The sequence below is a fragment of the Pseudomonas sp. ITEM 17296 genome (assembly GCF_028895205.1).
Lineage (GTDB): Bacteria > Pseudomonadota > Gammaproteobacteria > Pseudomonadales > Pseudomonadaceae > Aquipseudomonas > Aquipseudomonas kermanshahensis.
Window position 1 is genome coordinate 18493 of sequence record NZ_WJRS01000045.1, and the last position, 14016, is coordinate 32508.

General features: G+C 56.7%; 13 protein-coding genes. 6 read left to right on the plus strand and 7 right to left on the minus strand.

Annotation, left to right across the window (positions count from 1 at the left end; translation table 11 throughout):
* The first annotated feature begins 29 nt into the window (after window positions 1–29).
* From glsB to GIB19_RS27260, 3 genes are all read left to right on the plus strand, one after another.
* Window positions 30–938: a glutaminase B gene (glsB, locus tag GIB19_RS27250; RefSeq protein WP_027596305.1), complete on the plus strand. Its 909-nt coding sequence runs from the start codon at window positions 30–32 to the stop codon at window positions 936–938.
* Between the two features lie 257 nt (window positions 939–1195).
* On the plus strand, window positions 1196–1990 hold the full coding sequence (locus GIB19_RS27255) for an SDR family NAD(P)-dependent oxidoreductase (protein ID WP_265969497.1): 795 nt from the start codon (window positions 1196–1198) through the stop codon (window positions 1988–1990).
* Between the two features lie 108 nt (window positions 1991–2098).
* On the plus strand, window positions 2099–3106 hold the full coding sequence (locus tag GIB19_RS27260; RefSeq protein ID WP_274888735.1) for a zinc-binding alcohol dehydrogenase family protein: 1008 nt from the start codon (window positions 2099–2101) through the stop codon (window positions 3104–3106).
* A gap of 337 nt (window positions 3107–3443) precedes the next feature.
* Here the strand turns inward: GIB19_RS27260 and GIB19_RS27265 are convergent, their stop codons facing one another.
* Window positions 3444–3833, minus strand: a complete 390-nt coding sequence (locus GIB19_RS27265) for a MerR family transcriptional regulator (RefSeq protein ID WP_099429712.1) — start codon at window positions 3831–3833, stop codon at window positions 3444–3446.
* A gap of 74 nt (window positions 3834–3907) precedes the next feature.
* Here GIB19_RS27265 and GIB19_RS27270 point away from each other — a divergent pair, with 74 nt between their 5' ends.
* Together GIB19_RS27270 and GIB19_RS27275 are read left to right on the plus strand one after the other, a co-directional pair.
* On the plus strand, window positions 3908–4978 hold the full coding sequence (locus tag GIB19_RS27270) for an SDR family oxidoreductase (protein WP_274888736.1): 1071 nt from the start codon (window positions 3908–3910) through the stop codon (window positions 4976–4978).
* A gap of 87 nt (window positions 4979–5065) precedes the next feature.
* Window positions 5066–5962 carry a DMT family transporter gene (locus GIB19_RS27275; protein ID WP_238216937.1) on the plus strand — a complete coding sequence of 299 codons (897 nt, stop codon included), beginning with the start codon at window positions 5066–5068 and terminating at the stop codon, window positions 5960–5962.
* Between the two features lie 103 nt (window positions 5963–6065).
* Here GIB19_RS27275 and GIB19_RS27280 read toward each other — a convergent pair whose 3' ends face one another.
* From GIB19_RS27280 to GIB19_RS27305, 6 genes are all read right to left on the minus strand, one after another.
* Window positions 6066–6620 (minus strand): pyridoxamine 5'-phosphate oxidase family protein, encoded by a 555-nt coding sequence (locus GIB19_RS27280; RefSeq protein WP_099429717.1) that lies wholly within the window; start codon window positions 6618–6620, stop codon window positions 6066–6068.
* Window positions 6621–6673: 53 nt separating this feature from the next.
* Window positions 6674–7378: an SDR family oxidoreductase gene (locus GIB19_RS27285; protein ID WP_027596294.1), complete on the minus strand. Its 705-nt coding sequence runs from the start codon at window positions 7376–7378 to the stop codon at window positions 6674–6676.
* A gap of 104 nt (window positions 7379–7482) precedes the next feature.
* Window positions 7483–8370 carry a LysR substrate-binding domain-containing protein gene (locus GIB19_RS27290; RefSeq protein ID WP_274888738.1) on the minus strand — a complete coding sequence of 296 codons (888 nt, stop codon included), beginning with the start codon at window positions 8368–8370 and terminating at the stop codon, window positions 7483–7485.
* An 84-nt stretch (window positions 8371–8454) separates the two neighbouring features.
* The gene (locus tag GIB19_RS27295; RefSeq protein ID WP_274888739.1) at window positions 8455–9660 is read right to left on the minus strand and encodes a GAF domain-containing sensor histidine kinase; all 1206 of its coding nucleotides are present in this window, start codon (window positions 9658–9660) and stop codon (window positions 8455–8457) included.
* Window positions 9661–9762: 102 nt separating this feature from the next.
* Window positions 9763–10710 carry a FecR domain-containing protein gene (locus tag GIB19_RS27300; protein WP_274888740.1) on the minus strand — a complete coding sequence of 316 codons (948 nt, stop codon included), beginning with the start codon at window positions 10708–10710 and terminating at the stop codon, window positions 9763–9765.
* Window positions 10707–11222, minus strand: a complete 516-nt coding sequence (locus GIB19_RS27305) for a sigma-70 family RNA polymerase sigma factor (protein ID WP_274888744.1) — start codon at window positions 11220–11222, stop codon at window positions 10707–10709. Before GIB19_RS27305 ends, GIB19_RS27300 begins: the two co-directional genes overlap by 4 nt.
* A gap of 185 nt (window positions 11223–11407) precedes the next feature.
* Between GIB19_RS27305 and GIB19_RS27310 the strand changes: the two genes are divergently transcribed.
* A complete protein-coding gene (locus tag GIB19_RS27310) occupies window positions 11408–13843 on the plus strand; it encodes a TonB-dependent siderophore receptor (RefSeq protein ID WP_274888742.1) in 2436 nt (811 codons plus the stop codon).
* Window positions 13844–14016: the final 173 nt, after the last annotated feature.

Here is a 14016-nt window from a genome sequence, read left to right on the forward strand (position 1 = left end):
TCGAATGGGGAGTGATAACAGGGCCTTCCATGCAAACGCTGTTGAACGAGATTCTCGACGAAGTGCGCCCCTTGATCGGCAAGGGCAAAGTGGCTGACTACATTCCTGCGCTGGCCGACGTGCCAGCGCAGCAATTGGGCATCGCAGTCTATGGCAACGATGGCAGTTATCACTGCGCGGGTGACGCCCTGGTGCCATTCTCGGTGCAGAGCATTTCCAAGGTATTCAGCCTGGTCCAGGCAATTGGCCATTCCGGTGAAGCCATTTGGGAGCGGCTTGGGCATGAGCCGTCAGGCCAGCCATTCAACTCGCTGGTGCAGCTGGAGTTCGAGCGCGGGCGCCCACGCAACCCCTTTATCAATGCCGGTGCGTTGGTCATCTGCGATATCAACCAATCGCGCTTCGCAGCCCCCACATTGTCGATGCGCGATTTCGTGCGACGGCTCTCGGCCAACCCCCATATTGCGATCGATACCCGCGTCGCGGATTCGGAGTATCAATTCCGCGCGCGCAACGCGGCCATGGCTTACCTCATGCAGTCCTTTGGCAACTTCCATAACGACGTCGAGACGGTGTTACGCAGTTACTTCAGTTACTGCGCCCTGCAGATGAGCTGCCTCGATCTGGCCCGCGCCTTCTGCTTTTTGGCCAACGACGGGTTCTGCAAGCACAGCGGCGAGCAAATCCTGAGCCGACGCCAGACCCAGCAGGTGAACTCGATCATGGCCACCAGCGGGTTGTATGACGAAGCCGGGAATTTCGCCTACCGCGTGGGGTTGCCAGGCAAGAGTGGCGTGGGTGGCGGGATTGTAGCAATCGTGCCGGGCCAATTTACCGTATGCGTGTGGTCGCCGGAACTGAATGCCGCGGGCAACTCCTACGCGGGCATGGCGGCGCTCGAGTTGTTGAGTTCACGTATCGGGTGGTCGGTGTTCTGACGCATTACGTGGGAGCGGGCTTGCCCCGCGAACACCGGCGAAGCCGGTGCCATGCACCGCGTAACCCCATTCGCGGGGCAAGCCCGCTCCCACAAAACTATTCCGACAGAGCCTAGTGTGCGTGCGCCCAAGCACTGGGGCTGCGCGAAGACGCTCCCGGACGCTTCTTGATGTCTTAAATCATGACCATATGCGTCGTTTAAGACATATCAATTTCTCTGCATCATGGCTCCACACCCAATCAACGGAGCTGGACCATGACTCAGGAATACAAAGGCACTGCCCTGATCACAGGCGCATCTTCCGGCATCGGCGCGATCTACGCCGAACGCCTGGCTCAACGTGGCTACGACCTGGTTCTGGTCGCCCGCAATCGTGATCGCCTCAATGCCCTCGCCAGCCGTATCACCAACGAGACCCAGCAGAGTGTGGAAGTCTTCCAGGCGGACCTGGCCAGCTCAGCGGACTTGGCCCGCGTCGAGCGCAAATTGCGCGAAGACGCCAGCATCAACCTGTTGGTTAATAACGCCGGCATCGGCACCCACACCAGCTTGATGGAAAGCGATGTCGAGCGCATGGCCGAGATGATCACGCTCAACGTCACCGCACTGACACGGCTCACCTACGCCGCTGCTCCGGGCTTCGTCGCTCGCAAACAGGGCGCAGTCATCAATATTTCCTCCATCGTCAGCCTGGCCCCCGAATTACTGAATGGTGTGTACGGCGCAAGCAAAGCCTACGTAACGGCCTTCACTCAGTCGCTGCACAAAGAGCTGGCAGAACATGGCGTCAGGGTTCAAGCGGTGCTGCCAGGCGCCACAGCGACCGACTTCTGGGAGATCGGGGGGCTGCCTGTCGAAAACCTTGATCCCAACATCGTGATGTCAGCCAGCGACCTGGTGGATGGCGCCCTTCAAGACTTCGACAACAGCGTCCTGATCTCCATCCCTTCCATGCACGACCTGCAGCATTTCGAACGCTACGAAAGCAGCCGCAAAGCGCTGTTCGGGCATCTTTCCAGCAACACACTCGCACCGCGTTACGGCGTTTGATCAAACAACTTGAGCGTGGCGAAAGTCTTCTTCGGATTAGCTAGTTTTTGAGGTACACAAAGGGCGTTAGCCTGGCATCACTCTCTGACCTGTAAAGGACAACGTCACATGAAAGCCATAGTTTTCCAAGAAGCTGGTTTGCCCATTCACGATGCTCGTTCCCTGTTCGAAACAGACCTGCCCACGCCCACGCCTGGAGCTCGCGATCTGCTTGTCGAGGTTAAGGCTATTGCAGTGAACCCGGTAGATACGAAGGTACGAGCTCGCAGTTCCAGCCAAGCGGTTCAGGTACTAGGTTGGGATACCGTCGGCATCGTCCGTGAAGTGGGCAGTGATGTGTCACTGTTCAACGTGGGTGACGAAGTATTTTACGCTGGCGCAATCGATCGCCCGGGCAGCTACAGCGAATTTCACCTGGTCGATGAGCGCATCGTCGGCCACAAGCCGCGTAGCTTGGACAATGCCAGTGCCGCAGCTTTGCCGCTGACCTCCATCACTGCCTGGGAGCTGCTGTTCGACCGACTGGGCGTGCAGGAAAACGGGGGTGAAGGCCAAAGCCTGCTGGTGATCGGCGCCGGTGGCGGCGTTGGCTCGATCCTGGTTCAGCTGGCTCGCAAACTGACTCAACTGACCGTCATCGGTACAGCGTCGCGGCCAGAGACCCATTCTTGGGTGCAAGAACTGGGCGCCCACCATGTGATTGATCACTCCGCCTCAATCCCACTGCAACTCGAAAACCTGAAACTCAACCCGGTCGACTACGTCATCAGCCTGACCCATACCGATACCTACCTGCCGCAGCTCGTTGAAGTGCTTCGCCCACAAGGCAAACTGGCGCTGATCGATGACCCCGCGAAACTGGATGTCATGCCGCTCAAGCGCAAATCGCTTTCGCTGCACTGGGAACTCATGTTCACGCGATCGCTTTATCACACTGCAGACATGATCAAACAGCATGAGTTGCTGAACAGAATTTCGGTGCTGGTCGATAACGGCGTGATCCAGACCACCATCGGGGAACACTTCGGCAAAATCAGCTCGGACAACCTGAAGCGCGCCCATGCTCTAATCGAGAGCGGCAAAGCCAAAGGCAAGATCGTTCTCGAAGGTTTCTAACCCGCTGGTACATTCGCGACTCGGCTACACAAAACGGTTGAAACAGTAGCGGTAACAAAACGTCGGGGATTTCTGGGCAAGCGGACATCTGTAACCGGGGCCGCTTCGCGGCCCATCGCCGGCAAGCGCGGCTCCCACAGGTACAGCGCATGCCTGAAGGCTGGTGATATTCCGGTGGGAGCCGGCTTGCCGGCGATGAGGCCTGCACTGACAGCAGAGCTTTGGATCAGTGTCCGCCTTGGGTCGATTGCGGCCAGTCATGACCGTCTGCTTACGACCCATTGCGGTCGTTTCACGAGCGACGTGGGCTGCAGTTTCCGTTGCCCAGGCTGACCGTTCAGTTTGCGGCGTTGTTCATCTGCTGAAGTTCAAGTTGCTTGGCAGCACTGGCCTCAAGGTTTGCACGCTCTTCATCCAGGTACCGATAAATGCTTTGCAGGTTGGCGATCTTCTGCTTGATCTCTGCCATCTTTTTTTCAATTAGCCTGGCGCCGTCAGCACAGTCAATCAGCTGGTTCCGCTGCGCATCCAGAATCTCGCCAATTTCCCCAAGGGAAAACCCCATGCTTTGCGCGCGCTGGATAAAGTCCAGATCGTGCAGCGTTTGCTCGGTGTAAACGCGATAGTTGTTGGTTTGCCGCAGCGGTGAGATCAGGCCAAGTTGCTCGTAGTAACGCAGCGTATGGCGGCTGGCGCCGCTGCGCGCCTCAAGTTCGCCGATTTTCATGACAATACCGCTTGACCCTAGAGTTGGGTCGATAGTTTACGCTTTGTTTCTCACCTTCAACAAGGAACAGGGAAATGAGCGTGGAGTGCTTTGTTACAGGCGGAACGGGGTTTGTTGGCCAACATTTGGTGGCGAACTTAAGTGCAAAAGGTCACACCATCAGGGTGTTGATGCGTCGCCCAGAGCAATTGGCTGCACTGCGCGAGCACGTCGCTAATTTGGGCGGGTGCGCCAGCCGGGTGTTTGCCGTAGCGGGCGATATGGAACGGGACAACCTCGGGCTGAGTCCTGCTGACCGGGAGGTGCTAAGGCACGCCAGCGTCATATTCCATCTAGGCGCCCACTTCGCATGGGGGCTGTCAGTGGAGCATTCTCGTGCGGTAAATGTGGAAGGTGCAAAGCGCGTGGCGCTTCTGGCGGCAGAGCAAAAAAGCCGTTTAGTCATGATCGGCGGCTTCATGCTGAAAAATCATGAACACCTGCAACGCATCGGAATTGATCCTCGTCGTCCGGAGTTGACGAATTGGTCTGCCGTCTATCGACGTGTGGGTGGTTACGAGGGCAGCAAGCTGGAGGCGCATTTTGCGACCCTGGCGCTCATGTCTGCCGAGGGTGGGGAGATTACCGTTGTCCACCCTGCGACGGTCTGTGGCCACAGCCGCACGGGGCATATTCTTGAGGGGCAGCCACTGGTGGCGCTGATACGCAACCTTGTGCAGGGAAAGCTCACTGCTGTACCCGGTACCGTCAAGCACTGGCTGCCACTGGTCACCGTCGATTATCTGGCTGAGCTGGTGTCAGTTTGTGCGTTTGACCCTGCCATGGTAGGCCAGGAATTGCTGGCACTTGATGACCACACCCCAAACTTGCGAGAACTCCTGATGCAGGTTGCACAACCGTTGGGCTTAAAGCCTCCCAAGCATCACATTCCCCTCCGATTGTTGAAGCTGCTATTGGCTATTCCCCCCGTCGCGTCGTTCTTGCACACAAAACCCGAAGCCTTGGACTTTATCCAGACCACACGTTTTGATACAACGGCGGTCGAGCAATTTGCAAAACGGCATAAAATTGCCAAACCGGATATCCGTCAGTCATTGCAGCACACGGCAGCGTTCGTCAATTCCTATTGCATCGCCAAAAGCTAGGCACCTGACTTCTCCTCCTCAACATTTATGCCGTCGATGCTGGCGGAATTCTATCGAACGACAACTCAGCGACAGGGATCGTCAGCCATGCAATCAACTTTCGGCAAAGGCGTCATATTTGCACTTTCCGCTGCAGCACTGAACGCAACAATCGGTGTACTCAGCAAAGTACTCATGAGTAATGGCTTCACCGCCAGCAGTGTCGCTGTGATCAAGACCGTACTGGGGTGCATGCTTCTTTCGATCTTACTGTTTTTCCTCAAGCGCCCTGCGGTGTCGACCCAATGGGCTCAGGCGGCTATCTGTGCATTCCTTGGCATCTTTGTGCTGTTCCATTTCGAAACGTCCGCCTATAGACACTACGCTGCGGCAGGTGTGGTAGTAGTGCTGATGGCCAGTGCCTCAATTTCGTCGATCATCCTAGGGCGCATTTTTCTCAAGGATGCCATCACTGCGAACGCTACCCTAGGCGCCGCATTGGCTATCGCTGGGATTTCGGTGATCTTCGGTGGCGACCTGCAGCAGGGCTTTAGCCTGCAAGGTGCTGCGCTCGCCTCCATTGCCGGCTCCGGCTATGGGGCTTTTTCGGTTGCCATGAAGCGTATGGGAGTATCGGGAGGGCTGCACTTCACCCGTCAGTTGTTGTTCTTTGGCAGCCTGTATCTGCTGATGCCAGCTGCCGCCGATGGTTTCGCGATCGGCGAGTTGTCGCCGCTGGCGATCGCGGCGCTGCTGGCGCTGGCCACACTGCCGACAATCCTCGGCTTCTTCTGCACCACCAAAGCCATCGAGTACCTGAAGCCATCCCAAGTGCAGGCACTGGAGCTGACGGAGCCACTGTTCGCCGCGCTGCTGGCATTTGTAGCGCTTAACGAAGTGCCGCCCCAAAGCCTGTACGCGGGAGCGGCACTGATCATCGTCGGCCTGTGCTTCTCCAATGAACTGATTCGCTTGGGCGGCAAAGCATCCGCCCCTTCAACTTAGTAAACGATTTCGGGCTGCTGATTACGTGAGTGGCGCGAGTGTCTTGAACCGACCGTTTCTGGCCGGTTCCTGCCCTTCGTTGCTCATTAAAATTGATCCTGTCTTAGGGCGCGATCCAACCTGCCTGCCAATGCTCGCCTTGCAAAATGAAGCGTGCCCGTTGGTGGATGTCCTGGGTAAGATCGAGCCACTCTATTTGTCGTAGGTGGACAGCCAGTACAGCGAAATTTTTGAAGCCCTCCCTGTGCGTTTCATAGGCTACAGAAGGTGAAGAAATCGACTCGCCGGGTATGCGCCCATGGCGAAAGAGCGCTTGAGTTCTTCCACGTGCCTGCTCCCAGTGCTTGGCAAGCAGCGACACATCAGACACAGGTTTACCTAGGCCTTCAAGCCGAAGCTGACGCTTGCCAGACGGGTCGACGGCGGTAATACCGACTCTAGGTTCGGCCAGTATCTCTGCGAGCTTCGCCGACCGCTTGTCCACATAAAAGATGATCGACTTCGTAGACTCATCCGCATGGCGCAAGACAACAGTGCTTACTTTAGGTTGCCCTTCAGCATTGACGGTGGCCAGTTGCATCAAGCGAAAGGGATTTGGACTACCGCCAACCGGTATAGCTAAATTTGACCATACCTCAGCCAATATCAGATCAAGCATGGCAATCGCCCAAAATGAAAAAGGGCCGCGTACTGCGTGCGGCCCGGAGGCACTCAGACGCTGCGTGTAACGCCGCCATCGACCTTGATATTCTGGCCGGTAATGTAGGCTGCCCCTTCGCTCGCCAGGAAGGCGACAGTGGCGGCAATCTCCTCACTGGTGCCATAGCGTTTAAGCGGCACACCTTCTCGACGCTGTTCGGTAGCAGGGAGACTGTCGATCCAACCAGGCAGCACGTTATTAATGCGAATGTTGTCAGCGGCGTACTTGTCCGCATAGATTTTGCTGAACGACGCCAAACCGGCACGGAACACTGCCGAGGTAGGGAAGAGTTCGCTTGGTTCGAACGCCCATGCAGTAGAAATGTTGATGATTGCACCGCCTTTCTGGCGCTGCATGTACGGGGTCACCAGCCGCGCCGGGCGAATGACGTTGAGCAGGTAGGTCTCCATACCCTGGTGCCAGTCTTCGTCGCTGATTTCAAGAATGGGTGCCCGCGGACCATGGCCGGCGCTGTTAACCAACACATCGATACGGCCCCATTTCTGAATGACTGCGTCGACTAGGCGCTGCAGGTCTTCATTTGACTGGTTACTGCCGGTTACACCAATACCGCCTAGCTCTTGCGCAAGGGCCTCGCCTTTGCCAGACGAAGAGAGAATACCGACCTTGAAGCCGTCGGCAGCCAATCTACGTGCTGCCGCCGCTCCCATGCCGCTACCACCGGCAGTGACTATTGCTACTTTTTCTACTGACATACATCCCCCTAAGTGAGGCGTTGACGGGTTGTTGGTGAAATGAGACTAGCACCGCTCAGCACGTCTCAGAGAGACAACAACCCTTCTTCCTGCCAGTAGATAATCTATAGCCTCGCCTGTTCAAGTAGCCACGTTCGGACGGTTTCCAGGGCCGCCGGCTGGTGAGCGTTTCGCGGCCAGACCAGATAATAGGCTTTGTCCAAGCTCATTTGATGCGCCATCGCCAGCGCTAACCTTCCTGCCTCTAGGTCTGCTTTGACGAAGTGGTAGCTGGCCAATGCCAGCCCTTGTCCTGCTGCTGCAGCCTCGATCGCAAGTACCGTTTGGTTGAACCGCACATTTTTAGAGGGTTGGCGGATGGGGCTCTGGAAGGCCTGATCTATGAACTCAGGCCAGAAACTGTGAGCGTCATGCAGCAAGGTGTATTCCTGCAGTTTTTCCACGCTCTCTGGCCGACCCAGTTGTTCAAGCAATACCGGGCTAGCCACCGCAACTATACGTTCAGTCAGAAAAGGCTCGGCATTGAGCATATTCTCGAAAGGTGCACGTCCGTAGCGGACAGCGATGTCAGCTCCACCAGGCCGAAATTGCGAAATGCGGTCAGTGGCAAGTACTTGCAGATCGATCTGAGGGTGCGCAACTGAGAACGAGGACAGCCGAGGGATTAGCCACTTCGCCGCAAAAGTAGGCGTGACGCTGACCGTCAGCTCCAGCCCCACTGGTTTGAGGGCTTGCGTGGCCGTAGTGATCAAGGCGAATGCCTCACGAACTGCCAAGCTGTAGCCCTTCCCGGGTTCAGTCAAGCGCAGCCCTCTAGGCAACCGCTCAAACAACTTCAACTCCAGGCTCGTCTCAAGCCCTCGTATCTGCTGTGCCACAGCGGCCTGAGTGACACCTAGCTCGTCGGCAGCCAGCCGAAAATTCAGATGACGGGCAACCACCTCGAATACCCTGAGCGCGTTAAGGGGAGGCAACAAGGTATGTCCGTTCATAGTATTTTTTCTAATGGCAAGCGAGGGATTTAATGCCGCTTTGGGAGGATGATAGGCGCTGCCTATAACGCCCACGGACTACATCTAGTCCTCTTTCGTCCACTCCAACGTGCCAGGGAACCTCGCTACGAAGCGGGTGCCGGCCTCAGGCGTAGAGGTTACTGATAACGTCCCGTTGTGACCCGTTACGATCTGGGATGCGATATACAAACCGAGCCCCAGCCCCTCCCCGCGGCCACCGGCTGCCGACCTTTTGAACGGCTGGAACAGTAGCGGTAACAAAACGTCGGGGATTTCTGGGCCATGGTTCATCACTGACAGCACTATATGATTTTCTTGCATGCTTGCGGTCACCTCTATCGGAAGATCACGCGCCCCATGAGCCACTGCGTTGCCCAAGAGGTTTGAAAGCAACTGCCCCATTCTCCCAGCATCACAGAAGACCCCAGGTGAAATGATCACCTCTTGACGGATGTTGACGTTGGGATGACTCGTCATGATTTCATTGATGACGGCACTAAAAACGTCACCCAGGTTGTCCACTAACGTCCGTTTGACCGGAATGCCTCCCCCCAGCTTTCCTCGAGAAAAATCCAGGACATCTTCAATCAAGTTATTCATCCGCTGCGAGCTTTGTCGTATTGCAGTGGCAAGCTGCTGCTCGCGGCCGGCGGGAAGCTTAGCCTCCAGTAGATCGGCGCTCATTCTGATAGCGCACAGTGGCGAACGGAGGTCATGCCCCAGTACGGCAATGAACTGCTCCCGGACAACGCCTGTCTCAGCTGCACTTGCCAGTTCAATCGTTTTGGTCTCAAGGTCCGCCAAAACGTCGAGTTGAACAGCTATTAACTGGGCGAACAGCGTTAGCGTTTTGCACACCGCCTCTTCATCAAAATGGGCCGGAACCTCATCGATAGCACAGAGCGTTCCGAAGAAGTCTCCGTTTGTCCTGGTGATAGGAATGGAGACGTAGCTTTCTAAGCCATATGTCTGAGGGGTGTGGTGGGTTGAGTACACCGGATGCTCACTGGCATTCCTGAATATAACGGGTTTGCGGTGCTGACGAATTTCGTGGCAAATCGTCGTTTCCAGCACCAACTCACCGCCAGGTATGAGCCCAAAATCAATAGAATCATCGACAGCGCAAGCCACCCATTTTGTCTCGGTGACACGCGCAATTGCCGCAAAGCGCATGCCGGTAACATGCTTCACCATATTGAGAATAAGCGGGACGGCCTCGATCTTGGCAATCGTACTGATGTCGTGTGAAAGGTCAGACGGATAAGGCATCAAGATCGCCGATTGGGTGAATGGCAAATTGGAATTAAAGCGTAAGCCCCTGCGTTTGACAATGAGCCGGGAAAAGCGTTGGGGCCAAAAGCGGACGAATCATCAAACCGGCAGGATGCGCGTCCAGTAACGGGTAAGTTGCTGGATTCGGATGGGTAACGAGCGGGCGATCGTGTTCAATGTCAGCTCGATATTACCAAGCGAATACGAGCCCGACACCCGCAAATGGCTGACCTCGGGCGCGCAGCCAAGATAGCCGGGGCAATAGCGCTGCAACTCATTGATCAGTAGGTCCAGCCTCCAGCCTTCCACTACCAGCCGCCCCTGGGCCCAGGCCTCTTCGGCTGTTTTCAACGCCTGCGTGCCCAACAGTCGCTGACGATCAAACGTCACCGATTGCCCTTCCTCGATCACGACCTCATCGGTGGCCTGCTCAGGGCGTACCGCAACGGCATGCTGGTAGACGCTAAGACGCGTCAGCCCGTCTAACTGGCGCACGGCGAAACGAGTGCCCAATGCGCGCAGCTCCCCCTGGGCACTGCGCACCAGGAACGGACGGGAGTCCTTGCCGGTGGTTACGTGGATCTCACCAGCCCGAAGGATCAGCAAGCGCGTGCTGGCATTGAACATTACATCCAGCGCGGTATCGGTATCCAACACCAGCAAGGTGCCGTCAGCAAGCGCCTCTTGGCGCTGTTCTCCGGTGCGGGTTTTGAGATCGGCCATCCATTTTGGCGCAACGTCATAGCCTTGCCATGCCAATGAACTCGCGCCGGCGCCGAGCAACAGCCCTTTGAGAAGGGTGCGGCGATTCGGCCCGCTCTCGCGTAACGTGGACTTTTCCATGACCGCCCAGGCCAACTGCTGCGGCATGCTGCCAAGGCGTGCCTGCAATTCGGTCAACTGCTGCCATGCCCACTCATGCTCCGCACTTCGGCAGTGCCAGCGTTGCCACTGTGCGCGCAGCGCCGGGTCGTCAGGGTTCGCGGACAGGTGCGCGAACCACTGCGCAGCGTGGCGAAGCGCTTGGCGCTGGGCGTCGTTGGTCACCAGGGATTGTCCACGAGGTACAAGAGGCAGCGTTCGGTGGCTCGGGCCATATATTTGGTCACTGAGCTGGCGGACACCTGTAATTGTTCCGCGATCTGAGGGTAGGTCAGCCCTTGCACTTGCGACATAAGGAACGCCGTTTTCGCCTTCACGCCCAGGCCGTCAAGCATGCGATCCAGCTCCAGCAGTGTCTGGAGCAAGGAAAGCTGTTCCTCGGCAGAAATCTCGAACGACTCAGGCTGCGCGGCGAGCACTTCGAGGTAGGCACGCTCCACCGACTGACGGCGAAAACTGTCGATCATTACCCGCTTGGCGATGGTTACCAGAAAATGCCGTGGCTCATTGAGCGTGGCCGCCAGGGGTTCACGGCGCTCGGCGAGCAGCACGCGAAGAAAGGTGTCCTGGGCGAAGTCTGCCGCCGCCTGCGAACACCCGGTACGCTTGCGCAGCCAGCTGATAAGCCAGGGTTGATGGTCGTTGTAGAGCGTCGCGATAGGGTTGCCAGACGGCATGTCGAAGCCAAGCAGAGAATAAGAATTAATCTCAATATAGTGAAATGGTGGCCTGAGGGCAATCGACTTTTGGGCCAAAAAACAGGCCAAAAAAAATTTCAAAACGCGTTGTCACTTTACGCTCGGCAGCGCGACTCCTTTTGCAGACACCTCATAAAATGCCAACAATCGCATCAGGAGAAAGCATGCAGCATCCCCTTCCAGGCTTCTGCACCGCCACGTTGAACACCCCAAGCGCGCTATGCCTTGCCCTAATGGGCGCATCGTTGTTGATGGCCACTCCAGCACTTACTCGCGCGGCTGAAAGCCAGGTACCAGCCCGTACCCTGCACCAGCAGGAATTTGCTATCGAAGCCGGGTCTCTTGGCACTGTGCTGAACAGCTTTGCCACCAAAGCAGGCGTTGTCTTGTCGTTCGACAACGGCCTGACCGAAGGCAAGCAGAGCCGGGGCATCAACGGCCGCTACAGTATCGATCAGGGCTTTTCTGTGTTGCTGAGCGGGTCTGGATTGCAGGCAGTTGCCGGTGGGGATAACAGCTATGTGGTACTGCCGGCTGCACCGTCGGGCTCATTGCAACTGGGCGTGACCAACGTGACAGGCTCGGGGCTGGGCGCCATCACCGAGGGGTCGAGGTCCTACACGACAGGTAGCACCAACACAGCGACGCGGATGAATCTCTCGCTGCGCGAAACGCCGCAGTCGGTCAGCGTCGTCACGCGTCAGCAAATGGACGATCAAAACATGCAATCCCTGGAAGACGTTGCCAGGGCTGCGACGGGAATCAACACCACCAAGGATTTTGGTACCGAACGCTCACGCTATTTCTCCCGCGGTTTCCAGGTCAACGACCTGCAATACGACGGCGTACCGACCAGCATTTCCGAAAGCTACTCGATGGACGTGACCTCTATTAACAACATGGCCATCTACGACCGGGTAGAGTTTGTTCGCGGCGCAAACGGCTTGATGCAGGGTGCGGGAAACCCCTCGGCGGCCATCAACCTGGTGCGCAAGCGGCCAACGGATACCTATAAGCTCAAAGCAGAAATCGGCGGCGGCTCCTGGGATAATTACCATAGTCAGATCGACGTAAGCGGGCCGTTGAACGAACAGGGCACGCTGCGTGGCAGGACCGTACTGTTATACAACGCCGGCAATAGTTTCGTAGACCGTGCCGACAAAGAGAACCAGCTGTTCTACGCCATTGGCGAAGCCGACGTGAGTGAAGATACGACCGTGACTCTCGGCACCGTCTTTCAAAAGGATTATCACGGCGGTTATGACTGGGGCGGCTTGCCCACTCAACTCGATGGCAGCTTCTATCCACTGTCGCGCTCGGCGTCCTTTGCGCCAAGCTGGGCCCACCTGAACAAAATCAATCGCACGGTATTCGCTGACATCAAGCATACGTTCAACGATGACTGGAAACTCACCGTCAATACTAACCTGATGTGGTCGAATGCCGATTTCCTCGGGCTCTACGGCAACAATATTGGTAACGACCAGTTCCGCCTGTCCACCAACGACACAACATACGACGACGAACAAATCAGCCTTGATGCCGCGCTGAACGGCGCTTTCTACCTGCTCGGCCAGCGCCACGAACTGGTGTTTGGCGCCAACGCGCGCAAAGACCGGTTCATCAACGAGTCGCGTTACAACAACAACCCAAGCGTCGTCGATATTCTGGGTTTCGCCCCTTCACACGTGGTCGCGCCCACCTATAGCTACGAACGCATCCAGTACCGCAACGTACGCAAGGACAAAGGGCTTTATGCCGCCACCCGGTTGAACCCCAGCGACGACCTGCATGTGATAGTGGGCAGCCGTTTCAGCTGGGTTGACTACGCGTCTGCTGACTATGACGACCGTTTCAAGGAAAACGGAAAAGTCATTCCTTATGCGGGCGTCGTGTATGACCTGACTGACAATGCCTCGGTTTACGCCAGCTACACCGAGATTTATCAGGTTCAAAGCAACTACGACATCAACAACACACTGCTCAACCCTATCACCGGCAGCAACTACGAAATCGGCCTAAAGAACGAGTTCTACGACGGGCTGCTCAATACGTCGGTGGCGGTATTTCAGGTTGACCAAAGCCATTTACCTCAGGCGGTCGCTGGCGCAGACCGTATTTGCGGGCCAGGGCATAGCTCAACGTGCTACGAGGAAGGCGGCAAGGTGCGCAACCGAGGTTTTGAAGTAGAGGCTTCTGGCGAGATTCTCCCCGGTTGGAACGCCGTGCTCGGCTACACCTACAGTCACCCTGAATATGTCGGCGGAACCCGCAAAGGTACCGACTACGCCACCGAAACCTCCCCGCGCCGATTAGTCAAACTGGCCACCAACTACCGTTTGCCCGGCGAATTGGACAACTGGCGCGTGGGCGGCAGCCTCTATCATCAGAGCAAAGTCTACCTGGGCAACGTGGAGCAAGGTGCATACAGCCTGGTCGATCTGAACGCCAATTACCAGATCAACAAGAACCTGAGTGCACAACTGAACCTGAACAACGTGTTTGACAAGCAATATTACTCTGCCGTCTATAACTCGAACCTGGGCAACTATTACGGTGAGCCGCGTAACTTCGCTGTTACGTTACGGTACGAAAACTGACGTGGCCTGGTCTCGCCGCAGCCATGTGGTGTGCGGCGAGATTGCAGACCTGTACTGAACAGCAGTGGATGGCAGGTTTGGGTCGATAGCGGTCACTGGCTAACGGCTGCAATCGACCCATGGCTGCCAGGCGTGTCTGAGGTGATCTTTGTGGGAGCGGGTTTACCCGCGAA